Raw genomic sequence first — 22,715 nt, forward strand, 5'->3', positions numbered from 1 at the left:
AGTACGCCAACAGCTACGGATTGAATGGGAACATTTCTTAACTGTAATTGAATGTTGCTTTCACGAAGCTGTGATTTTGCCAGATTTTCAGTCTGCTTAGCATTGAAATTTTTGAACAATCCCCAATGTGTGCTTTTAATAATGGCTAAGATAGATAGCAATAGAAAAATAGAGCCATCGTTGTTTTTAAGCGCAGATTTCAGAAAGTAAACTACAACTTCTAATGATAGAACGATTATATTGATAATAAAAACAGGTGTGAATAATGCGTAATAGCGGACAACGGGACCGAGCATTATGAAAAGGATATGTACCAAGGATAAGCTGGTCAGGATCCGAACACTTTTAAATTTTGAATTTTGGAACATCAGTTGCTTGCTTGTCAGTAAGATGAATATAAAAGCCATAATATTAGAAGTGATTAATAGTTTTAAGCTCCATTGGTAGTTTAAGGGAAGCATATGCAGCAAAAGCTTGTCATCATCAATGAGTACTGTAGTTATAGCGGAAATTACCAACAGAAAAAAATAGATCAACATCTTTTGCCGCGGACCAATGGTATATAATATTGCTGCATAGACTGCATGAAGTAGAAGTGGCAGATGGAGAACCTGAATTTCCTAGTAGTTCACCATTGATATAAATTTCCGAAGCAGTCCGAACCCCGGATATGAGTATGCCATAAGACTGCTTTTCGTTTTTATCTACAAGAATCCGTAATGATAGGAGCCGTAGCCAAAAGCAGATTTTTCGCCATTATGAAGGGCATCGTTCCACTGATCCGGGATTTGTATATATGTTTTAGGGGGAGCTTTGTTTAGAGATTCTCTATTGAAGTGGGAAGCAGCGTATTAGGATAGAACTCCCATTGGCCTTTTAAGGTAAGGAGCTTGTCTTGATTCAATTAGAAAGAGTTTTCTTTTAGTCATAGTAATTAAACATTATTCGACAAAAAACAATATATTCCTTTCCAAAAAACATTTCAAAAATTAAAAAAAAGTTGCAGGGGATTAGAATTGGCTGGCGTCTAACGTTATGTAGGTGAAGGAGGGGAGAAAGCTGGAAGAGGCGGAATGGATTTCTGCTGTGCTGAATGGTGAACATCAGGCCTTTGGGCATTTGGTGACACGTTATCAAGGCATGGTATACAGAGTGTGCGTCAAGATTACTGGAGAAGCCGAATCGGCCAAAGATATGGCCCAAGAGGTTTTTATAAAAGCATACAAAGCGCTCCCCTCCTTCAGAGGACAGTCTACCTTCTCGACATGGCTTTATCGGATAGCCTATCGAACCTGTCTGGACTGGAAACGGGCCAATGATAGGGAGTGGAGGCATCGGAGTGCAGCTGATTACACTGAGAATGATTGGGTAACGTCTCAAACACCAGAGCAAGAGGTGCTAGAGCAGGAACAATCAGCTGAGCTGGGTGAGAATGTGAACAGCCTTGCGGAACCGTACCGGTCGGTCGTACAGCTGTACTATTTTCAGCGAAATTCTTATCAAGAGATAGCGGAGCAAAAAGGTGTTTCCGTTAAGACTATCGAATCGCAGCTTTATCGTGCCAGACAGATGATGCGTAGACAAAGGGAGGAATTGCGATGAATTGTGCAATAGTGAAGGAATGGATGCCACATTACATTGACGGCCTACTGTCTCCAGATATGGAGCTGAGTATCCGGTTGCACATACAATCCTGTCCTGATTGCGCGCAGTGGCTGGAGGAAGCTAAGGAAATGTCCGCTCTTTGGTCAGAAATGCAAACGAACAGTGAATATCAGCATGAACAGATGGACTTTCCAGATCTCGCAGCAGGTGTTATGGCCCATATCGAACAGCTCGAAACAGGACGCAGAGAGCGAGCGGTTAAAGCGACAAGCGTAAGACGTCGTTATGCTCCTAGAACATCTTGGATGCATTATGCGGTGGCTGCCTGCTTAAGCTTCTTATTGTTACAGTTTGGAGTTTTTGAGAATTTGGCTTATGGGATTACTGAAATTAATGGTCATGTGTCGAATTCGGTGACCCAATGGTTTGGTGGTTTTAGAAAATAGTCATAAAGAGATTTATAAATAATAGATGGATTCAGGTAAACATAAAAAGTTTATGCTATCCAAAATTTAGGAGGATGTATTATGATTAAGAAGAGACGTTGGCTCACTTTTATGTTAGCTATGGTTCCTGGTGTAGGCCATTTGTACTTAGGCTTCAAAAAGCAGGGGCTGCAGTTTATGATCGGGGCTTCCTTATGTATTATGTTTATCCCGTCCGAGCCCATGATCTTCCCTTTTGCGCTAGCTGCACTATGGTTTTACCAATTGTTTGATGCTCTGCAGAAAGCGGCTTGGATGAAAATAACTGCAGCCGAACATGAGCGTATGATGTTTCATCCTGACAGCTTCGGAGAACCTTGGACGATGGGAATATCCTCTATGCCGGGTTACCCACATGAAGATGTGAATCCGGCTTGGGTCGGTGTCGGATGTGTTGTTGCTGGGTTCCTTATGCTGGTGATTTCAGCATTTCCGACGCTTTGGAGAATGTTAATCGAGATTAACATTGGTACGATCTTGTTATCACTGGGTCTGATTGCGTACGGTCTGAAGATGCTAAGAAACAATACGAGAGCGTAAGAAACGGGGATTTGACTATGGGGAGATGGAAAATCGGGAGCTTCACTGCAGCTATAGGCTGCATTGCACTTGGTGTCATTATTGTGATGGCTCAGTATAATATGATCAGCTATGAAGTGCTTGGTTATTTATGGCCAGCACTGTTGATCTTGTTCGGACTCGAGATGTTGCTAAGATTGTTTATCAAATCCGATGCCAAAAGTCGTGTGAGCGGTTGGGCAATCCTATTGATTATCCTGTTGGTTGGAGCAAGCGGTGCTCAGTCAGTAATGGCCGGCGGCTCACTTAGCAGTCTAATCGGAAATACACATTTGACTCCACTAAGTGGGAATGTCGAAGTGAAAGACAATATTACGACGTTGAAAATCGTACTTCCAAGTGGAAAAGTAAAGGTCGAGGGAATAGATGGAAGCGCATTGGATTATGAGGGAAGCTTACTCTTACCTGGAAAATCGCAAAGTGAAGCTGCTAGTGCGCTGGAAAAGAAATGGAAAGTTAAAACTGAGGGAGATACAATGATTATGGAGCTGGATACAGATCATAATTGGTTCTCTAATATTCAGTTTGGATTTAATACTAAAAGCCCTTATTTAAATGTAAGTGTACCTAGCAGCCTTGCTGTTGAGGTAGATACTAGCGATGGGTCAATAGAAGCCTGGGATTTAAAGTCTGGCTTAGTGGCTGATACTAGTAACGGGGTTTTAAATATTCATGATGTGGCTGGCGGAGTAGAGGCACATACCAGCAATGGATCTCTGACGGTTCAGAACATCCAAGGTGGAGCGCAGCTCAAAAGCTCTAATGGAGCTATTACATTGGACAATATAGATGGAGCTTTAACCGCAAAGAGCAGCAACGGCAAGATCACTATTAATTCAGCAGTGACTGGAAAATGGAAATGTTCGTCTAGTAACGGAAAGATTACGGTGGGATTGCCATCCGTCTCCGATGTGAAGATTACAGCGGATACCAGCAATGGTTCGCTGAAGGGGAATGTACCCTGGAATCGAGATGGGGACAGCTATGGCACGGCCACTCTCGGTAAAGGAACCCATAGTGTGGACCTAAGTACGAGTAATGGAAGCGTGACCGTGGACACGGCTGAATAAGCACGAACAAAAAAGGGAGTTAAGGCTTCAGCGATTGGCTCTGCTGAAGCCTTAACTCCCTTTTTCAAATTATAAGAGACCTACCAAGCGTAAGCTTTAGGAGCTTCTCCGCCCGGTCCTGGGAAGATCTCATCTAAACGTTTAAGGACAGATTCATCTAGCACAATCTCAAGACTGCGTAGTGCACTCTCGAATTGCTCTAGTGTGCGTGGTCCAATAATTGGTGCGGTTACAGCAGAATTGGCTAATAACCATGCTAGTGCTACATTATCTTGTGGTTCCCCAAGCTCCATACATAAGCTTGCAAAAGCCTCAAGCTGATCTTTGTATTGCTCTACGCGCTCAGCATTTCCTCCACTGCGGCTGCCTTCTATTTTCTTAAGTGCATTGCGTCCAAGAAGACCTCCATCCAGTGGGCTCCAAGGAATAATGCCTAATCCATGATGGAGAGAGGAGGGTAATACTTCAAGTTCAGGAAGGCGACAGGTGAGGCTGTATTTATGCTGCTCAGAAATCAAACCTAAAAAGCCACGTGCCTTCGCTTCTTGTTGGGCCACAGCGATATCCCATCCCGCAAAGTTACTGGAGCCGACATAACCAATCTTTCCTTGGTTTACAGCAAGCTCGAAAGCCCCCCACAGCTCGTCCCAAGAGACACTACGGTCAACATGATGCATCTGGTACAATTCAATATGATCGGTCTGGAGACGCTGCAGAGACCCCTCTAGATGGCGGCGTATAATATAAGATGATAGTCCACCCTCATCATTAGGCCCATCGAGCTTATCGCTCATTGCACCGTATACCTTGGTAGCTAACACGACCTTTTCACGTCGCCCACCACCTTGCTTAAACCAACGACCAATAATCGTTTCTGTTAAACCGGAATTCTCACCCCAACCATAAATGTTAGCGGTATCAAAAAAATTAACACCTGCGTCGAGTGCAGCGTCCATAATACGGAAGGCTTCTTGTTCATCTGTTTGTGGGCCGAAGTTCATTGTTCCGAGACATAGCCGACTGACCTTCATACCGGATTTGCCAAGCTTAGCATATTGCACTTCGCATTCACTCCTTAGGTAGATGATTTCAACTTAATTGTAAACAACTTATTAACCAAGGGCAAATTTTCCAAGTCCTTCTCTGGTGCTCAATAGCGTAGTTTTATGTTTTCAAAAACTTTTTTTAGCTTACAACGTATTTACAATGGGAAAAATATCATAATGGAGGGAATACTATGAAAAAGAGCTTCAGTATTATTTTTGCAGCAATTATCGGAATGCTTGTATTCACAAATCAGTCCTATGCTAATCCATCGAAGTCACCTCCAAGCTTGGACAGTACAGATACGCTTTATGTTAGTACCGATCTCGTCGCAATCATTGATCATAGCACTAACAAAGCTGACGTAGTCAATGTAACAACAAATAAGGTAGTCAACCTATCAAACGATACTCATACGATTCTCGACCTTAACGTGATGAAGAATCCGCAAAAAATAGTGCTACTCAAGAAATCAAATGGCAACGCAATTACGAAAACGGTCTTTACCTATGCTGGAGAGCAGATTAGTAAAACAGAAATACCGCTTAAAGGTGCGGCAGACAAAATCAAATGGGTTGCTCCTACGGGGAAAGTAAACGAACGAATCATGGTTCAATTTGGAGATTCCTTTAATCTTTATCAGTATCCTTGGAAGATGCCAAGTGTAAGCTTTAACGCTAAGATTAACGATACCGGATATGAAAGTGTAAACGTTCAGGGTTGGGATTTTGTTGGATATCCTTATTTAGCTATAAAGTATCAAGCACAAGGTATAATGAGCGATGATTTCTTTGTGAGAACAATTAATTTATTTCACCATAATGAAAAAATGTTAAAAGACTTTAATACTGACATTAAGCTTAAATTTAATGGTGCAAATTTGGCAGTATACACATCATACATATACCAGCCTACTCCAGCTAACGCGAAGCGTCCTGCTTCAGATGATTCTCAGAACGTGTTCCGTTTGATGAATGTTGCAACCGGAAGCGCAGTAACCTCTATTAAGCAAGCTTTTAAAGAAGAGGGTAATCTTTCGGGGTGGAAGACGGAATTTATTAATAATCAAGTGTTTGTTGGGGATGTATTAGAACAAACCTGGTCGTTATTTTCGCAAGAAGGCGCTCAGATCGTAAAAGATCAAAAATGGCCTGAAAATGGGAAAAGTAAATTTTTGAATTATAATCTAACTACAAAAACTGCATATTTCCTGGAATATTCTGCTGGTGAAATTTCAGTAATTGCAAATCCATTTCATTAATCGAACATGAAAGCGCAGAGTCGCCAAAGGGATATATCTGGCGGCTTTTTCATTACTCAAGAAAATTTTCCTTCAAAATAAGTATCCTATAGGCTATGCCTATCAACTCAATAGAATCTATATCTTTGTCCTTTACGACTGGGTATGATACAACAATATAAAGAAGAACTATGTCTGTTAGAGCAGACCACTTGAGGAGTGACTGAGATGAGTGAGGTTAAAAAAATTGCCGTAATCGCAGGGGACGGTATTGGACCTGAAGTAGTAGCTGAAGCAGAAAAAGTATTGAAAGCAACGGAAAAAGTATTTGGTTATGCTTTTGAAACGGAGCACGCTCTTTTTGGAGGCATTGCAATAGACGAAAGAGGCACACCGCTGCCGGAAGATACACTGGAAATCTGTCGCAGTGCTGACGCCGTATTACTGGGCGCTGTAGGCGGACCGAAGTGGGATAACAATTCTAAGGAGCTTCGTCCTGAAACCGGATTGCTTGGCATTCGCAAAGCACTTGGATTGTTCTCAAACTTACGTCCAGCAGTCGTATTCGATTGCCTTAAGGACGCTTCGACATTGAAGCCAGAAGTGCTGGAAGGTACCGATCTTATGGTCGTTCGTGAGCTGACTGGTGGGATTTATTTCGGAGATAAACTGCGTCGTCAAGGTGAACATGGTGAAGAAGCAGTGGATACCTGTGTATATAACGTAATGGAAGTGGAGCGAATTGTGCGTCAGGCTTTTGAGATTGCTGGCAAGCGTCGCAATAAGCTAGCAAGTGTTGATAAAGCGAATGTACTTGAAACTTCACGTTTATGGCGTGAGGTCGTAAATAAGATTGCTCCAGAATATCCTGAGGTAGAGGTTGAACATGTACTCGTTGATAACTGCGCAATGCAGCTGCTGCGTCGTCCAGCTAGCTTTGATGTTATCGTTACCGAGAACATGTTTGGTGACATTCTGAGTGACGAGGCTGCGATGTTGACAGGCTCTATCGGTATGCTTGCTTCCGCTTCGATGGGCGATGGTAACTACGGTCTCTACGAGCCCGTTCACGGCTCCGCACCTGATATTGCCGGACAAGGACTTGCGAACCCGATTGCAACAATCTTGTCCTTAGCACTAATGTACCGTTTAACCTTTGGTTATGAGGATGCTGCTGCAGCGATAGAGGCTGCAGTAGCTGAAGTATTGGACGCAGGACACCGTACAAGTGATATCGCCGTAGATAAGAGCAAAGCGATCAGTACATCTGAAATGGGCGACCTGATTGTTGCAGCTATCCGCAAAGCATAATAAAATCTGATTCCTAATTACGATTATAGGGGAATTTGTCTAAGATTGACTTTGATTTTGTACGATGATACCATTTGATATGTAGACAAGATGTAAATTATTCCAGCATATCACGACAAGAAATGGTTGGTTTCTTACATAATCAAAGGAGGATTTTGGCAATGGCTGAACGTTTAGTAGGTAGACCAGCTCCAGATTTTACTATGCAAACCGTATCAGGTGATGGTAAGGATTTTGGTAAAGTAAGTCTGTCCGACTATCGTGGCAAATGGCTGGTATTCTTCTTTTATCCTCTGGACTTCACTTTTGTATGTCCGACTGAAATCACAGCTCTCAGTGAAGCAGCTGCGCAGTTCGAAGCGCTTGATACAGAAATTCTCGGCGCAAGTGTAGATTCGATCCACAGCCACAAAGCATGGATCAATACACCTAAGGATTCGAATGGTCTTGGCCGTTTGAATTTCCCCCTTGCTGCTGATATTACTAAACAAGTTGCTAAAGACTACGGCATTCTGATTGAAGAAGAAGGTATTGCATTGCGTGGATTGTTCATCATTGATCCTGAAGGTGAATTGAAATATCAGGTCGTTAATCACAATGATGTGGGTCGCAGCGTAGAAGAAACACTTCGTGTCCTGCAAGCCCTGCAATCTGGTGGCTTATGCCCTATGAACTGGAAACCAGGTGACAGAAACCTTTAAATGTTGTTCTGCTATTATCTGATCTATGATATTCTGATTTCGACCTCCTTGCAGAAGTTTTTTCTGTATGGAGGTTTTTTGCACCAAAAAAGACTTAAATAAAAAATGGATTTGAAAATAGGCGTGAAAAGTTATATTATGTCCTCGAGTGGAGGAATCTCCATTGGGGTAATGTAATACAATAATAAAAACTCAGATGGGTTAGTTATTCTAAGGAGGGTGAACAAATATGAGCTTTTGCTGTGGAGCGAGTATGGTAGGAACAAAGGGAACCCTTAAACATTATCGCACGCAAGTCCATAATGTTCCCCTGCTTTTTTGTCCGGTATGTCATCGTGTAGAGGTTCACTATAAGGTAGAAAACGAGTATGAGATCTTGGCGGAATACGCACATGGAGACGGTGTTACTGATGTGGATTTTCAGGACTATGTCATGGAAGACGAAACTGCAATATTCGAGAATGTCATTAACATCGAGAGTGAAGAGCCTCTAGCTATTGTGCGGAGTCAGATCGATATGGCGCTTGACCTGCTTGCTGTAGCCAAACAGATTGAGGATACGAAGTGGGAACGGGAATTGAAGAAAAGATTAGCTGTGATGAGTCAAAGACGCCTTCGTCTGCAACAGAAAGCGTAAGATTATTTACAATTTGGGTCTGACCCATTTCTTTATCAAGGCCTTCGCAACCGCGAGGGCCTTTAGCTTTTTCTATTTTCTTTTAAAAGAGTTTAAATCATTTGAACGAACTAATAGTGATAAATATAATTTGATGTGATATTTTATATGTCTTTGGAATCATTTTATGAATTTTTTTATCATTCGACAGTTTCTCTGATTGCGTTGTCTACTTCACTTGGATATGATTGGAATATAATTGAACCGGTTGGAAAAAGTGCAACGATTACCGAATGTTCTGGCGGCTTCGTCATATACTCAAATACATAGTAATTTGATGTCGCTTTAGCGTCTTCGTCAAATGCAGTAAAAGGGGGAACTTCGTATCGTGATTAGCCAATATCAAGAAAGTCTTCTATTACCGGGAAGAACCTATCAATCAGGACCTGTGGATACTACATACGAGGATGTTCTAGAGAATATTGACAGCGGAATCATGCTTTTTGATGAAGAGGGAGTTATAAGTTTTGTAAATAAGCAAATGTACGGGATGCTTGAATTAACCCGTCACTCCCTTGTTGGCTGTACAATATCACACCTGTTATCTAACGTTCGACTGAGCCGCTTTAAGAAAAAGCAAGTACTGCAAAGCTATAGAGAGATGGTATACAAAGGAAAATCTAATTATGAGTTTTTAGACGAGTATGGCCGGTACTGGAAGGTTACACTATGCTGTGGAGAACAAATGAAGGGTTGTTATTTGTTTACAGTTAAAGAAATCTCCGATTATAAGTTGATTGAGCAAACGGCTTACCAGAACGATAGTTTGGCTATGCTAGGTAAATTATCTGCATCTATTGCCCATGAAATCCGGAATCCCTTAACCGCAATTCGTGGATTTATTCAATTGCTTCACCCGCATCTACAGCAGCTTGGGAAGCAGGAATATGGCAAGATAATCTTGGCGGAAATCGATCGTGCCAACGATATTATCCATGAATTTCTAACTTCTTCCAAGCCTTCAGTTCCTCAAGTGGGAATGATTCCTGTGTCAGCCTTGCTCAAGGAGGTTGTGTTGCTTACAGAGAGTGAAGCCTTGATGAAAGGTTGCCAGATCAATCTACATCCTTTTCAGGAGGATATGATGATTTCTGGAGATGTAAAACAAATGAAGCAGGTAGTCCTCAACTTGATTAGAAACGCTATGGAGGCCGTTGCGGATAGAGCAGATGGTCTAATGGGTAAAATAGAGGTTGGAGCCCACAGAGAGGGTTCTGAGGTCCGTATGTTCATCTCTGATAACGGAAAGGGAATGGATATCCGTACACTGGACATGTTATTTAGTCCATTTTTTACAACTAAGGAGAATGGGACAGGGCTAGGGCTTTCCGTGAGTGACCGAATCATCAAAAATCATGGCGGAAGCATTTCTGTCAGTAGTAGAGTTAACGAAGGTACTCATTTTGTAATCTCATTGCCATTAATCCATTAGTACATTCGAATAGAATATATAGTGTTTAAGAGGCTGATCCCTGCGGATAATACAGATGCAGAGATCGGCCTTGCTTATGTTACAATGGGGGTTGGTTTTGGGAGACAAATGGAGGTAGACACAATGAATATAGAATTTATTAGTGGCAGTGCCATTAATGAAATACAGGGTGATGCCCTTATTCTTATCATCTCTGAGTCGGAAGCCCAACATGGCGGCCTCTCAGAGAGGTGGAATGACAGAATTCGATTATTAGGAAAGTCAGGTCTCTTTAGTGGGAAGCTGAATCAGACTTATGTACTGCCGTTAGATTATCCATCTGGTTGTCCTGTAGCTATTTTAGTTGGAAAAGGGAACCAATTACTTAGTGCTGAAGACCTACGTCAAATGGCGGTTCAGATAGCACGTGCAGCACTTCGATTGAAGGCAATACAGCTAGTGTTTCAGTTGCCTGAAGGTGTTCAGGAGCTAACAGAAGATAAGGATATCGTATCTATTGCCTATGCGTTGTCTGAGGGGTTGTCACTTGGTTCCTATCGTCGTCCCACCTATAAGCAGGAGCAATCTCAATATACAGGTCCAAACTCGGTTATTTTTATTATCGAGAAGAAGCCAGCGGATACTTTCGAGCGTGACTGGAATCTGGGCATGCAGAGAGGGCTGGCTTTTGGTGAGGCTACGAATCTGGCACGGAACTTGACGAATATGCCCGGCAATCTGCTGACTCCATCTGACCTAGCTATGGCCGCTATAGAAGTTGCTGAACGTTATGGATTTCCTTCCGAAGTGCTGGATGAACGGGAAATTGAGCAAAAAGGAATGGGCGGATTGCTCGCAGTCGGAAAAGGAAGTGTAAACCCTCCGCGAATGATCGTCATCCGTTACCAGGGAACGGGGCACTGGGATAATGTAGTGGGGCTGGTCGGTAAAGGGATTACTTTTGATACGGGGGGGATTTCCTTAAAAAGAGCCCCAGGCATGGAAGAGTTAATCAGTGATATGGGAGGCGCAGCGGCTGTGCTTGGAGTCATGGAGGCACTCGGCCGATTACGTCCCCGAATTAATGTCGTAATGGTCATTCCATCCGCTGAGAATATGCCTTCTGCTAATGCCTTTAAACCCGGGGACATCATTACATCAATGAGCGGACGAACAATAGAAGTATTGAATACCGATGCTGAAGGCAGACTTGTACTTGGGGATGCGCTGACCTATGCCCGGGAATGGGGAGCAAAACGTGTTATTGATGTCGCTACGCTGACAGGTGCAGTGTTGTCGACATTAGGAGATATAGCTACAGGTGCTGTTACTAACAACGAGGAATTTATGGAGCAGTTTCTGACAGCAGCTAATGTTTCGGGTGAAAAAATATGGCAGCTTCCGGCTTACCCGGAATTCCGCGAAATGCTAAAGAGCGAAGTGGCCGATATCCGTAACACCGCAGGAAGATTCGGGGGAGCCACTACCGCTGGGTTATTTGTAGGTGAGTTTGCGGAAGGTCTGCCGTGGATACACCTAGATATTGCTGGAACCGCATTTCTTTCTAAAGAACGTGGAGTTAATCCTAGAGGCGGTACAGGAGCCATGGTTCGCACATTGGTTCAGTGGTTGCTCAGCGAAAGCGAATGATTCGCTCTTCATAATCAACAAAAAGAAACCTCGCCCTAGGACAATGGATGGAAGACCGACCATTCCCTAAGGCGAGGTTTCTTTGCTTTTGTAAGAATGCTGAAGATTAAATATTGCCACTGGATTTTTTAGCCTTTGATTGAGAAGTAAAGGATTGAATACTGTTCATTATTTTATCGCGAGTTCCCTTATTCTTCAGTAAATAGGCTATGCCCAATGCGGCTGTTGTGAAAAATGTTTTTTTTGTGTTCATAGTGATTACCTCCTTAGGTATAGTCTGTAATTGCTTATAACAAACATACCCGAAAGCAATGCAAGCTAAACTATGAACCCTTTCATATAACGGTTAGGTAAGCCTACTTCTTCTTATTAACAGGTGTTGAGCAGCAGGAGAGGGGAGAATCTAAAGACGCTGCAGAACAGGTCTTGCCCTTATCACAGCCAGCGCAAGCGCCTTGCTTGCCCTTTTGCACATGTCGATAGATGATCCAGCCTGAATAACCGAAGATCAGAGTGACGATTAGAACATTTATCATTACGGTGCCCCACTTTCATTAAGAGAATCAACGAATTACAAGTTCTACGACCAGCCTAATAATCGCCCACCTTGGAAAATAACAAAAGATACGCTATACGCCAGAGCAAGAGAATAGCCAATGGAGAAGAAAGTCCATTTCCAAGAGGCTGTTTCTTTTTTGATAACCCCTACAGTGGCGAGACAAGGGATATATAACAGGATAAAGGCCATAAAGCTGATCGCACTCAGCGGTGTAAAGACTTGTGAAATTTGATTCTCTAATCCAGCGGTATCTGGTGCGTGATAGATGATATTCATCGTAGACACAACAACCTCTTTAGCTAAAAATCCTGGAACTAATGTAGAGCCTGCCTGCCACGTTCCGAAACCAAGCGGTTCCAGTAGTGGTGCAATCATGCCTCCGAATTTAGCTAGATAGCTATGATCCATTTCTACATCAAATCTGCCAGGACCAGCATAAGACATGAACCAAATAATGGCTGATCCAGCTAGAATAATCGTTCCCGCTTTACGAAGGAACCCTTTGCCTTTCTCCCAAGTGCTGCGCGATAAGGTTTTGATCTGCGGCATACGGTAAGGAGGGAGTTCGATGATGAAGACGGAGGATTCATTCTTGAATAAGTATTTAGAGAATACCTTACAAAGAATTAGGGCAAACACAATCCCCATAACATACATAGAGAGAACGGCAAACGCTTGTTGCTCAGGGAAGAATACAACTGCGAATAATGCATAAACAGGTAATCTTGCAGAACAAGACATCAGCGGCATTAACAGGGTTGTCAGCATGCGGTCTTTGGGCTGTTCGATACTTCGCGCCGCCATAATGGCCGGTACATTGCAACCAAAACCAATGATAAATGGAATGAATGCTTTTCCGTTCAGTCCCATTCGTTCCATGGTGCTGTCCATCAACAAGCAGACCCTTGCCATGTATCCGGAATCCTCTAAGAAGGAAATGATCAGAAAGAGAATGAAGATTTGCGGAACAAAGACCAGTACGCCGCCTACGCCACCGATGATGCCATCTACGATCAATGCATGCGTGAAGCTGGAGGCACCAATGGTCTGAAGCAGCGAGTTTGTTCCATCACTAATAGGGCCAGAAATCAAGCCATCTACGATATCCGATAGGGGGCCGCCAACCCAGTCAAATGTAGTCTTAAAGAGAGCATACATAAAGAAAATGAATAAGGGCAGTCCCAAAATGCGATGAGTCAATACCGAATCTAATCTTTCAGTCAAGTTATGGGGCTTCTGAGCTGTCGTATCAAGGACTTCGACACAAATATTGCGAATATACTCCATGCGGTTCGAACGAATCCATTGCGGGAGTGTCAAGGCGAGTTTTTTGAGTTGTAGCTCACTCTGACAAGATTCACAGATATTCAGTAGTCTCGTAATATCTATACGTGATTTCAGAAATTGAAGAATAACCGGATTCTGCTCCATTAGCTGTAGAGCAACCCAGCGATGATTTGGTAGATTCTTTATAGGACGTAATTCCTTTTCTATAGAAGATATCGCTCGTTCTACAACTTCGCCATAATTCAGCGTGAACTTCACGGCAGGAATCGCTGACGATTCCTCTAGGATGCTGAGCATCTGTACGCTGCCTTTACCGGTTCTTGCTATAAGTGGGAGGACCGTTACACCCAATCTTGATTGTAAAATGGTTTGATTGATATGAATACCACGCGCATTAGCGACGTCAATCATATTAAGACCGAGTACAGTAGGCTTGCCATACTCAAGTAATTGAAGCGTGAGCAGTAGATTTCGCTCCAGCTGGGATGCATCCACGATATTAATTAATGCTTCTGGGGATTCTTCTATCAGATATTGGGCTGCGACCCCTTCATCACGGGAGAGTGGGTGCAGAGAATAGATGCCGGGCAAATCAATGAGCTTGCCTGCCCCGTTCTTCAGATTTCCGATCTTTTTCTCAACCGTAACGCCTGACCAGTTACCTACATATTCGTATGAAGTCGTTAATGTATTGAAGAGGGAGGTCTTACCTGTATTGGGATTGCCCACAAGAGCTATAGAACTCAAGATACGTTCACCTCAATCAGAGAAGCTTCTTTGCGGCGTATGGCGAACAGCTGGCCGTTACATTCTAGCGTAATCGGTCCCCAAAAAGGTCCCTTTCCTTTAAGACGGATGTTCACACCCTCTGACACTCCGAGATCAGCAAGACGACGGCGTAGAATGGGGTTCATTCCTTCTATTTTATGAATACAGCCGGCAGAACCAGGTTGTAGTTGCAGCAAGGAACAGCAGGTAGAAGTAGCTATTGTAATCCCTCCAAAAGAGACTGATAATCAATCTCAACTGTTTAGTTGTAATGTAGCATTTTTAAGTGTTTGTATACTGTGACATTTGTCGCAGACATAATGTGATAATAACATCTATGAGTTAAAGGTGAAATAACCTTTACAATTTATTCTTCATTAAAGTATGATTGAACGATATAAATTGCATAGTAAAGCTATGCTAGAGGTTATAATGATTGCAATAGCACATACGATGATTGCAGGAATTGAAGGGAGATAATTATGAAGACTAATCAATGTAAAATTGTTGACTGCACCATTCGCGATGGGGGGCTCGTTAACAACTGGGATTTCAGCGTGGAATTTGTGCAAAATTTGTATGCCGGCTTGAATGAGGCTGGTGTTGACTATATGGAAATCGGTTATAAAAACTCCCCTAAACTGCTCAAAGGAGCAGAAGGTGCTGGACCATGGCGTTTTCTGAACGATGACTTCTTACGTAAAGTTATCCCGCAAAAGGGACATACGAAGCTTTCCGCTTTGGTTGATATCGGTCGTGTGGATGAAAATGATATTTTACCTCGCAGCGAAAGTATGCTGGATTTGATTCGGGTAGCTTGCTATAGCAAAGATGTGGAGAAAGCCTTACAGCTGGTACAAACCTTCCATGATCTAGGCTATGAGACAACGATCAATATTATGGCTTTGTCGAATGTAATGGAGAATGAATTATTAGAAGCTTTCGAAATGATTCGTGAGAGTGTAGTTGATGTGGTATACATTGTGGATTCATACGGTAGTCTAGATCACAACGACATCAATTACTTAGTTGAGAAGTTCAAAACTCATTTGCCAAACAAACGCCTGGGCGTACATACCCACAATAATCTTCAACTCGCGTTCTCCAATACGTTGATTGCTGCTGAGAAAGGTGTAGAGCTGCTGGACGCTTCCTGTTATGGAATGGGACGTGCTGCGGGGAACTGTCCTACAGAGCTGCTAGTGACCCATTTGAAGAATACACGCTACACATTGCGCCCTGTAATTGATATCATTGAACGCCTGATGATTCCTTTACGTGAAAAAGAAGAGTGGGGCTATATCATTCCTTACATGATCACTGGAACGCTTGATGAGCATCCACGTTCAGCAATGGCGCTTCGCGCATCGGCGGATAAGGATAAAGCGGTTGATTTCTATGATAAGCTTACAACACCAGAGGTTAACTTCGGAGATAAATAAACCTGTTGTTCAGAAGCACTGAACCCGTTCGTAGGGGGAAGTGCTTTTTTTTTTTTTGAATAAAAATAAAATTTCTATAAGTTTCTCTGATAAATGATTCTAATATTTTTCGCTAAAATACTTACCGTTCTAATAAGAAGCCTGAAGGTATTTTTGCTTGCCTGCTAGAAGAAAATGGTTTATATTTATGCAAGATTTATGAATAATCGCTATGAAAATACGACCTCACAAAAGAAATGTAACTTTAAAGACCGATCTAGCCGATATTTATACATAGGACAAGACTATACATAGTTGCTTAATAATCGACATCATTTTCAGACGCGAGGGATCTATGAGACAAGAAGAGAAAAAGACAATTCAAGCGGCTATTGTAGGAGCCTTACTGTTCCTATTCATTCAAATTTTCCATACATCGTTAAACCGATTGGACAATTGGGATATTATTTCTGCACTCTATCTCATTGTCGGCTGTTGTACAGTTGCTTTTGGATTTGCGATATTTGCACAGGGCTGGTTGTTCTTCTCTAGCAGATTATCTAAAGGAAGATTATATGTCGCAGCTCTTTTTGGTGGAATATGTATTATTGATTTCTTGCATACACTCGGCTTTGTAGCATTTCCATTGATTTCATCGTTAATAACCCCTGAGGAATCTAGGTGGCTGCTTACCTTTTCACGACTATCCAGCGGGCTGGGTATATTGTTTATTTTTAGTAGAGAAGATAAACCTGTGACAGTTACCGAAAAAAGAAATGTATTCAGAATCGCCTTCATGTTGATCATACTCTTCATCGCATTATTTATATTTATCCACTCGGCAGTGCCTGAGTTATTTACTAAGCCTTGGATGAGTACACTTAAACAATTCGTTGATCTGGCAGTACTTTTTGTTTATTTAGCAGGTGTTGCTGTCATCGTATTTCCTGGGAATAATGAAAAGTCAGCCTCGCTGCTTGTTATTATTCGGGCACTTATCTTTTTCTCGCTAGGTCAGGCTTTTTTTATGACTCCCATAAGTGGCGGAAATATTGATGATGTCTTTGGAATGTTATGTAGCGGAATTGCTTATTACCAGTTGCTTACTGGCGTGTATCGCCTGACAATTGAAGAGCCATTTTACGAGAAACAGTTGGCCGAAGAACGGATCAATTATTTGGCGTATCATGATGATTTAACAGGACTTCCTAATAGACGTCGGCTGACACAGCGTGTAGAAGAAATGATTGATGCTGGAGAGACGGACACAAATGATCAATTCTCAGCTTTGGCCATTATGAATATTAATCATTTTAAGAATATAAATGACTCTCTGGGTCATTATGCCGGAGACCTTTTATTGAAATTGGTGTCTGAGCGTCTCAGTAATGAGGCTAGATCCGGTGAAGAGTTGTATAGTATGGGAGCGGATGAGTTTGCTTTTCTAATGACAGAAAGAGCAAGTCTTGGAGAATGCTTGGCACGAGCTACAGAGTTGCTCAGATTATTTGAAGCACCCGTTAATATAGAATCTGGCGAGTACCATATCTCACTCAGCTTGGGGATGAGTATTTATCCCGGTGACGGGGAAACTGCTGAACATCTCATTCAAAATGCGGATACTGCTGTTCATAATGCGAAGGAACAGGGCGTGGAGATTCGTCGTTATATCCCAGCCATGCAGATGAAGGCAAAGGAACGCCTGAAGCTGGAAAATGACCTTCGAAGAGCGCTTGAGCGTGATGAGTTCTATCTCTTATATCAGCCAAAGGTGCAGCTGGAGACAGAAGAGATTGTAGGGATGGAAGCTTTATTACGCTGGAATCATCCTAAGCGTGGTATTGTCTCACCTAATGAGTTCATTCCATTAGCTGAGGATAGCGGGCTAATTGTTCCAATTGGGGAATGGGTACTGAAGACGGCGTGCCTGCAAAATAAACAGTGGCAGCTAGCAGGCTACCAGCCGATATGCGTCTCTATCAACTTATCTATGCGTCAATTCCTTCAGCCGAACCTGGCTGGTAAAATTCATACCATTCTGACCGATATTGGTTTGGATCCATGTTATGTTGATCTTGAAATTACAGAGAGTATGACCTTGGATAAAGAAACGGCTTTTGATCAGCTGAAGCGCTTGAAAGAGCTAGGTGTGTTCATTAGCATCGATGATTTTGGTACAGGTTATAGCTCATTGCACTATTTGAAGGATATGCCGATCGACAGGCTAAAGATTGACAGATCGTTTGTCTCCGAGGTTATGGAGGACAGTAATAATGCGGCAATAGTCTCCACGATTACTTCTATGGCGCATCATTTGAAGCTCAAAGTTACCGCAGAAGGGGTGGAGAACAAGGAGCAGCTGCAGTTTTTGCGTGAGCAGCATTGCCATGAAGCTCAAGGGTTTTTGTTCAGTAAACCTATTCAAGCAGCTGAATTTGAGACCTCATTTTTGAAAAAGGCTCCCCTCGGCGCTTCCTTGTAAAATATAAGAAAGTATAAGTTTCACACCATACTCTATGTCTTATATTTCGCATAAAAAAATGTTGATTTTTATTTATAGGGGTGATACAATATCTCTTGTACTCACTTTCTAATGCGGGTGTAGTTCAATGGTAGAACTTCAGCCTTCCAAGCTGATAGCGTGGGTTCGATTCCCATCACCCGCTCCATAATTTAAAATTTCAAATCCTTGCGATGCAAGGATTTTTTTATGTTTTGGTTGATGGTTTTGTTATGAACTATTCTTAGATATCAAAAAGCCAGGCTCCTCAATGAAGAGGAGTCTGGCTTCGTTATACTACCTGATTCTCTTAAACAGTCTTCAAGAACTCAACAATGGTGAGCAGTCCCTTATCAAAGTTCTCCAGGTTGAAATGCTCATCCGGTGCGTGCAAGTTCTCATCATCAAGGCCAAAGCCCATCAGGACCACTGGTGCTTCAAGTACACGGGAGAAGCTTTCCATGATCGGAATGGAGCCACCGTCTTTGGTGAAGAGGGCACGGGTTCCGTATACTTTGCCGTAAGCGTCTGCTGCAGTTTGTAGAATAGGGTTCGATGGATCGATGTTAAAGGCACGTGCCTTCTCCATTTGCGTCACATGCACTTTCGCTCCGGTTTGAATATTAGCCTTCAGATGCGCTTCAACGGCATCAAGAATATGCTGTGGATCCTGATCGCCAACGAGACGGCAAGTAATCTTGGCATGTGCTTCTTTTGGAATAACTGTCTTGCTTCCTTCGCCTTGGAAGCCACCATAGACACCGTTAAGTTCAAGTGTAGGGCGAGCACCAATACGTTCTACAAAAGAATAACCTTCTTCGCCGTATAACGCATCGAGTCCAAGTCCTTCGCGAATCTTATCTTCATTCACGCCTTGCTTCACGAATTCCTCACGTAGCATTGGAGAAAGTTCAGGTACACCATCATAGAAGCCTTCTACAGAAACACGGCCTTTGTCGTCATGAAGGGAGCTGAGCAGGGACACGAGAGCGTGCAGTGCATTCGGAACACCACCACCGTAAGAGCCGGAGTGCAGGTCTGTAAGAGCTGTAGTTACGCTCACTTCAAGTGATCCTAGGCCACGTAGTCCTGTGCAAATTGCAGGGCGACCACGTTCCAGCAGGGAAGTATCGGAGACTAGCACCGCATCTGCAGCCAGCTTCTCTTTGTTAGCTTCCAGGAATGGAGGGAGATTTGCGCTGCCGATTTCTTCTTCGCCTTCGATACAGAGCTTGATGTTAACAGGAAGAGTACCTTCTTGTTTCAGGATTGCTTCAATCGCTTTGAGGTGAATGAATACTTGTCCTTTGTCATCCGTTGCTCCACGTGCATACAGCTTGCCGTCACGGATCTCTGGTTCAAACGGAGGTGTAGTCCACAGGTTTAGCGGATCTACTGGCTGCACATCGTAGTGGCCGTATACAAGAATGGTTGGCTTACCCGGAGCATGAAGATAGTCAGCATATATGACGGGATGTCCCGCTGTCGGATGAAGTTCAATGTTCTCAAGTCCGGCTTTCTTTAGTGTGTCTGTCAGCCAATGGGCTGCAGCTAGTACATCGTCCTTATGCTCAGACAAGGCAGAAATACTTGGAATCTTGAGCCATTGTTTTAGTTCTTCGAGATGTTCATCCCGGTGTGTTGAAAAATACGTTTCATATGACATAGTGTGTATGTACCTCCTTAAGTTTTGCTGCGCAAAACCGGCTATGAGCTTAATCGCCATGCGTGACCGTCTTGTTTAGCATTCTATAGGAATCATTATACTGGAGAACTCACTATGGATCAAAAGCGATTAGAAAGACGTCTTATCTGATCCTCGTGACCGGAGCTTTTTTTCGTAATTAATAGTTCCTTTCCGGTTGTTGATTACTAACAGTAACCATGATAAGCTGATTAAACTTAAGGGACAAGAAGGCACTATTACATGCTTGAGTTCCTATGGAGGTAACCACTTTGGAACATTCAATGGACGAACCCATTCGGCTAATGCCGACGCTAGAGGATTGCTCCATCACCCGCCAAATTCTCGACAGGGTTGGGGACAAATGGAGTGTGCTCATCATTGTTAATTTGGGTGCAGAAGCATTGCGGTTTAAAGAACTGCAGCGGCGTTCTGGTGGGATATCACAACGGATGCTGACCCAAACCCTGCGTCATTTAGAACGAGATGGTATAGTTTGGCGTAAAGCTACGCCTACGGTACCCTTGACTGTTGAATATGGTCTGACGAGTTTAGGAGAGTCCTTGCTGGATCCTTTAACTTCCCTAGTGGAGTGGGTCAATAGAAACAACGTTGAAATCGCCAAAGCGCGTATAGGGTATGATAGCCAGCACGAAACGCAAGAGTAACAAGCTAGGAGTACAATTTACTGGGATAGAGGATGGATTATTTTGCAAAAGAAAAGTGGAAAGAACACATTTATATATACGTATACCTGTTCAGAGGATGAGTTATCTCTATGTAAGATGGAGCTTCGTTGTCTTTTTGGAGAGGAAGTGCCTTCTTCAATCTTTAAGAGTGAGGTAGAGGTGGATGTAAGTCGTAGTCCCTTCATTAAAGAACGAATTGATGTTATGTACGAGGGAGATAGCTTGCCTGAGATTTATGATCAAACGGAGCAGGTGGAGCTTGGCGGTAAGACATTTAAGGTTATTTTTGTGAAGACCAATGATCTGTCCCCTGCGGACAAAATAGAATATGATGAGCGAAGAGTGATCGAGCGGGAAATTGGGCTGCGGATTGAAGGGGAAGCGGATGTAAACCACCCTCAGTTGGTATACGGTATTGTTACGCTGGGCGGTCGCTGGTACTTTGGATCTTATCATAAGAACAAGGCCACCTGGTTCCGTCAAATGAAAAAGCCGCGTAGCTACTCTATCGCGCTTAGCACACGTGTAGCCCGAGCTGCGGTCAATATAGCCGTTCCGAATCCGGAAGGTGTACGAGCTATCGATCCTTGCTGCGGCATCGGAACAGTAATGGTAGAAGCTCTCTCGATGGGAATCAATATGGTTGGACGTGACATTAACCCTCAGATCGCGATCGGTGCCAGAACGAATATTGCCCATTTTGGATTCACAAGTGAGGTTACGCTTGGAGATATTGCTGACATCACAGAACATTACGATGTAGCTATTGTAGATATGCCTTATAATCTATATTCTAGTATTACACCTGAGGAACAGTTTGCGATTCTAGTGAATGCGCGCCGGATTGTAGATCGGGTAGTTATCGTTGCGATTGAACCGATGGATGAGATGATCACGGAGGCTGGATTTACGATTATAGACCGCTGTGAAGCTAAAAAAGGTTTGTTCTCCCGTCATTTAATGCTTTGCCAGTAATCCTAATCAAGTTATTTAAAGGGGTGCAGCAATGGAGCAGAAATGGTTAACCTGGGCTAAAGAAATACAGGCCATCGCACAGACTGGACTAACTTACGCTAAAGATGTCTATGATATAGAACGGTATCAAGCTTTGCGGGAGCTAAGTGTAGATATCCTCGCTAATTATACGTTCGAAAGCAAGGAGAGAATAAGACTCTCCTTTGCTAGTGAGGGTGGCTATTCTACGCCGAAAGTGGATATCCGTGGTGTTGTTTTTCAGGATGACAGAATCCTGCTTGTCCGCGAGAAATTAGATGGAAAGTGGGCGCTTCCCGGGGGCTGGGGAGACATCGGTCTGTCACCGAGTGAAGTCGTTGTTAAGGAAATTCAAGAAGAATCAGGATTTGAGACAGAAGCAATTCGCTTGCTGGCTGTTTTAGATAAGAAATTTCATAACCATCCTCCGGAGCCGTATCACGTGTATAAGTTTTTTATTTTGTGCAGAATTGTAGGCGGCGAGGCGCTGCAAGGGGTGGAGACGAGTGAAGTATCCTTTTTTGCTGAAGATGAACTGCCTGAGCTCTCATTAGAGAGGAATACAAGTGAGCAGATTGAAAAGATGTTTGAATATTTACGAAATCCAGAAAAAGTAGTAATATTGGACTAAGAATTTGCATATTATATATGACTTCCGTAAAGTGATGTTTTTAATGATGTAAATGATGGGTAATTACTATTATGTAAGCACTTACAATGTTGGTATTCTAAGCTTTTAGGTCGAGCGGTCTACATTTTTTCCTCTACTGTGACGATAAGAATTTTAGGAGGGGATCGCATGGAACAAGAAGAGTTGAGCATTCCATTGAAACAGGAAAATGTGGTGCGTCCTGCAGAGGGCAATATTGCCACTGGGCTGGTTTGGGGTATCTTAATCAGCATTCCGTTATGGATCTCTGTGATTGGCTGGATTCTGGGGTTTTGGCGCTGAGCCGTATTTTAATAATTATCTAACTCTATTAGTTGTATAGTATACATCAAAGGCGGTCTCTTCGTAACTGAAGAGGCCGCCTTTTTAGTT

22 protein-coding genes, 1 tRNA gene and 1 pseudogene are annotated in these 22,715 nt (G+C 43.0%); 17 read left to right on the top strand and 7 right to left on the bottom strand.

Features of this window, described 5'->3' with window-relative positions; genetic code table 11:
* Window positions 1-113: 113 nt before the first annotated feature.
* Window positions 114-617, bottom strand: a pseudogene (locus NYE25_RS31350) (7TM diverse intracellular signaling domain-containing protein); the annotation flags it as partial.
* A 424-nt stretch (window positions 618-1,041) separates the two neighbouring features.
* Between NYE25_RS31350 and NYE25_RS27605 the strand changes: the two are divergent.
* The 4 genes from NYE25_RS27605 (at window position 1,042) to NYE25_RS27620 (ending at window position 3,739) form a co-directional block, all read left to right on the top strand.
* Entirely contained in the window at window positions 1,042-1,602 is a 561-nt protein-coding gene (locus tag NYE25_RS27605) for an RNA polymerase sigma factor (RefSeq protein ID WP_042125119.1), read from the top strand.
* Complete coding sequence (locus tag NYE25_RS27610; protein WP_341147351.1) at window positions 1,599-2,051, top strand: anti-sigma factor family protein; 453 nt, start codon at window positions 1,599-1,601, stop codon at window positions 2,049-2,051. Before NYE25_RS27605 ends, NYE25_RS27610 begins: the two co-directional genes overlap by 4 nt.
* 81 nt (window positions 2,052-2,132) lie before the next feature.
* Window positions 2,133-2,630, top strand: coding sequence for a hypothetical protein (locus tag NYE25_RS27615; protein ID WP_341147352.1), 498 nt, complete (start codon window positions 2,133-2,135; stop codon window positions 2,628-2,630).
* A 17-nt stretch (window positions 2,631-2,647) separates the two neighbouring features.
* Window positions 2,648-3,739, top strand: coding sequence for a DUF4097 family beta strand repeat-containing protein (locus NYE25_RS27620; protein ID WP_341147353.1), 1,092 nt, complete (start codon window positions 2,648-2,650; stop codon window positions 3,737-3,739).
* A gap of 80 nt (window positions 3,740-3,819) precedes the next feature.
* On the opposite strand, the gene NYE25_RS27625 is transcribed toward NYE25_RS27620, so the two are convergent.
* Window positions 3,820-4,800 (bottom strand): aldo/keto reductase, encoded by a 981-nt coding sequence (locus NYE25_RS27625; protein ID WP_341147354.1) that lies wholly within the window; start codon window positions 4,798-4,800, stop codon window positions 3,820-3,822.
* Window positions 4,801-4,976: 176 nt separating this feature from the next.
* Here NYE25_RS27625 and NYE25_RS27630 point away from each other — a divergent pair, with 176 nt between their 5' ends.
* The 6 genes from NYE25_RS27630 (at window position 4,977) to NYE25_RS27655 (ending at window position 11,772) form a co-directional block, all read left to right on the top strand.
* A complete protein-coding gene (locus NYE25_RS27630; protein WP_341147355.1) occupies window positions 4,977-6,044 on the top strand; it encodes a hypothetical protein in 1,068 nt (355 codons plus the stop codon).
* Between the two features lie 207 nt (window positions 6,045-6,251).
* Entirely contained in the window at window positions 6,252-7,334 is a 1,083-nt protein-coding gene (gene leuB / locus NYE25_RS27635) for a 3-isopropylmalate dehydrogenase (RefSeq protein ID WP_341147356.1), read from the top strand.
* Between the two features lie 161 nt (window positions 7,335-7,495).
* Window positions 7,496-8,035, top strand: a complete 540-nt coding sequence (locus NYE25_RS27640) for a peroxiredoxin (RefSeq protein WP_042125130.1) — start codon at window positions 7,496-7,498, stop codon at window positions 8,033-8,035.
* A 229-nt stretch (window positions 8,036-8,264) separates the two neighbouring features.
* Window positions 8,265-8,672 (top strand): hypothetical protein, encoded by a 408-nt coding sequence (locus NYE25_RS27645; RefSeq protein WP_042125131.1) that lies wholly within the window; start codon window positions 8,265-8,267, stop codon window positions 8,670-8,672.
* Between the two features lie 367 nt (window positions 8,673-9,039).
* The gene (locus NYE25_RS27650; protein WP_341147357.1) at window positions 9,040-10,143 is read left to right on the top strand and encodes an ATP-binding protein; all 1,104 of its coding nucleotides are present in this window, start codon (window positions 9,040-9,042) and stop codon (window positions 10,141-10,143) included.
* Between the two features lie 123 nt (window positions 10,144-10,266).
* Complete coding sequence (locus tag NYE25_RS27655) at window positions 10,267-11,772, top strand: leucyl aminopeptidase (protein WP_341147358.1); 1,506 nt, start codon at window positions 10,267-10,269, stop codon at window positions 11,770-11,772.
* A 106-nt stretch (window positions 11,773-11,878) separates the two neighbouring features.
* On the opposite strand, the gene NYE25_RS27660 is transcribed toward NYE25_RS27655, so the two are convergent.
* The 4 genes from NYE25_RS27660 to NYE25_RS27675 form a co-directional block, all read right to left on the bottom strand.
* Entirely contained in the window at window positions 11,879-12,025 is a 147-nt protein-coding gene (locus NYE25_RS27660; RefSeq protein WP_341147359.1) for a hypothetical protein, read from the bottom strand.
* 103 nt (window positions 12,026-12,128) lie between these two features.
* Window positions 12,129-12,308 (bottom strand): FeoB-associated Cys-rich membrane protein, encoded by a 180-nt coding sequence (locus tag NYE25_RS27665; protein WP_076286329.1) that lies wholly within the window; start codon window positions 12,306-12,308, stop codon window positions 12,129-12,131.
* 44 nt (window positions 12,309-12,352) lie between these two features.
* Window positions 12,353-14,365, bottom strand: coding sequence for a ferrous iron transport protein B (gene feoB / locus NYE25_RS27670; RefSeq protein ID WP_341147360.1), 2,013 nt, complete (start codon window positions 14,363-14,365; stop codon window positions 12,353-12,355).
* Window positions 14,362-14,583, bottom strand: coding sequence for a FeoA family protein (locus NYE25_RS27675; RefSeq protein ID WP_341147361.1), 222 nt, complete (start codon window positions 14,581-14,583; stop codon window positions 14,362-14,364). The genes feoB and NYE25_RS27675 overlap by 4 nt, the downstream gene beginning before the upstream one ends.
* Window positions 14,584-14,868: 285 nt before the next feature.
* Here NYE25_RS27675 and NYE25_RS27680 point away from each other — a divergent pair, with 285 nt between their 5' ends.
* The 3 genes from NYE25_RS27680 to NYE25_RS27690 all read left to right on the top strand — a co-directional run bounded on the left by NYE25_RS27680 (window position 14,869) and on the right by NYE25_RS27690 (window position 18,476).
* A complete protein-coding gene (locus NYE25_RS27680; RefSeq protein ID WP_170880320.1) occupies window positions 14,869-15,828 on the top strand; it encodes an aldolase catalytic domain-containing protein in 960 nt (319 codons plus the stop codon).
* A gap of 334 nt (window positions 15,829-16,162) precedes the next feature.
* Window positions 16,163-18,289 (top strand): putative bifunctional diguanylate cyclase/phosphodiesterase, encoded by a 2,127-nt coding sequence (locus tag NYE25_RS27685; RefSeq protein WP_341147362.1) that lies wholly within the window; start codon window positions 16,163-16,165, stop codon window positions 18,287-18,289.
* Window positions 18,290-18,402: 113 nt separating this feature from the next.
* A tRNA-Gly gene (locus NYE25_RS27690) sits at window positions 18,403-18,476 on the top strand.
* A 141-nt stretch (window positions 18,477-18,617) separates the two neighbouring features.
* On the opposite strand, the gene NYE25_RS27695 is transcribed toward NYE25_RS27690, so the two are convergent.
* Entirely contained in the window at window positions 18,618-19,973 is a 1,356-nt protein-coding gene (locus NYE25_RS27695) for a dipeptidase (protein WP_341049650.1), read from the bottom strand.
* Window positions 19,974-20,263: 290 nt separating this feature from the next.
* Between NYE25_RS27695 and NYE25_RS27700 the strand changes: the two genes are divergently transcribed.
* The 4 genes from NYE25_RS27700 to NYE25_RS27715 all read left to right on the top strand — a co-directional run bounded on the left by NYE25_RS27700 (window position 20,264) and on the right by NYE25_RS27715 (window position 22,625).
* Entirely contained in the window at window positions 20,264-20,659 is a 396-nt protein-coding gene (locus NYE25_RS27700) for a winged helix-turn-helix transcriptional regulator (protein ID WP_341049649.1), read from the top strand.
* A 42-nt stretch (window positions 20,660-20,701) separates the two neighbouring features.
* Window positions 20,702-21,655, top strand: coding sequence for a TRM11 family SAM-dependent methyltransferase (locus NYE25_RS27705; protein WP_341147363.1), 954 nt, complete (start codon window positions 20,702-20,704; stop codon window positions 21,653-21,655).
* 31 nt (window positions 21,656-21,686) lie between these two features.
* Entirely contained in the window at window positions 21,687-22,304 is a 618-nt protein-coding gene (locus NYE25_RS27710) for an NUDIX hydrolase (protein WP_341147364.1), read from the top strand.
* 168 nt (window positions 22,305-22,472) lie between these two features.
* Window positions 22,473-22,625, top strand: coding sequence for a hypothetical protein (locus NYE25_RS27715; protein ID WP_156113065.1), 153 nt, complete (start codon window positions 22,473-22,475; stop codon window positions 22,623-22,625).
* The last annotated feature ends 90 nt before the right edge of the window (window positions 22,626-22,715 follow it).

The organism is Paenibacillus sp. FSL E2-8871, assembly GCF_038000345.1.
Taxonomy (GTDB): domain Bacteria; phylum Bacillota; class Bacilli; order Paenibacillales; family Paenibacillaceae; genus Paenibacillus_AQ.

Bases quoted from the DNA above. Each gene is read 5' to 3' on its own strand.
- NYE25_RS27715 (WP_156113065.1), top strand. From the start codon at position 22,473: ATGGAACAAGAAGAGTTGAGCATTCCATTGAAACAGGAAAATGTGGTG.
- NYE25_RS27610 (WP_341147351.1), top strand. From the start codon at position 1,599: ATGAATTGTGCAATAGTGAAGGAATGGATGCCACATTACATTGACGGC.
- NYE25_RS27685 (WP_341147362.1), top strand. From the start codon at position 16,163: ATGAGACAAGAAGAGAAAAAGACAATTCAAGCGGCTATTGTAGGAGCC.
- NYE25_RS27710 (WP_341147364.1), top strand. From the start codon at position 21,687: ATGGAGCAGAAATGGTTAACCTGGGCTAAAGAAATACAGGCCATCGCA.
- NYE25_RS27645 (WP_042125131.1), top strand. From the start codon at position 8,265: ATGAGCTTTTGCTGTGGAGCGAGTATGGTAGGAACAAAGGGAACCCTT.
- NYE25_RS27695 (WP_341049650.1), bottom strand. From the start codon at position 19,973: ATGTCATATGAAACGTATTTTTCAACACACCGGGATGAACATCTCGAA.
- NYE25_RS27630 (WP_341147355.1), top strand. From the start codon at position 4,977: ATGAAAAAGAGCTTCAGTATTATTTTTGCAGCAATTATCGGAATGCTT.
- NYE25_RS27680 (WP_170880320.1), top strand. From the start codon at position 14,869: ATGAAGACTAATCAATGTAAAATTGTTGACTGCACCATTCGCGATGGG.
- NYE25_RS27615 (WP_341147352.1), top strand. From the start codon at position 2,133: ATGATTAAGAAGAGACGTTGGCTCACTTTTATGTTAGCTATGGTTCCT.
- NYE25_RS27660 (WP_341147359.1), bottom strand. From the start codon at position 12,025: ATGAACACAAAAAAAACATTTTTCACAACAGCCGCATTGGGCATAGCC.
- NYE25_RS27665 (WP_076286329.1), bottom strand. From the start codon at position 12,308: ATGATAAATGTTCTAATCGTCACTCTGATCTTCGGTTATTCAGGCTGG.
- NYE25_RS27640 (WP_042125130.1), top strand. From the start codon at position 7,496: ATGGCTGAACGTTTAGTAGGTAGACCAGCTCCAGATTTTACTATGCAA.
- leuB (WP_341147356.1), top strand. From the start codon at position 6,252: ATGAGTGAGGTTAAAAAAATTGCCGTAATCGCAGGGGACGGTATTGGA.
- NYE25_RS27655 (WP_341147358.1), top strand. From the start codon at position 10,267: ATGAATATAGAATTTATTAGTGGCAGTGCCATTAATGAAATACAGGGT.
- NYE25_RS27620 (WP_341147353.1), top strand. From the start codon at position 2,648: ATGGGGAGATGGAAAATCGGGAGCTTCACTGCAGCTATAGGCTGCATT.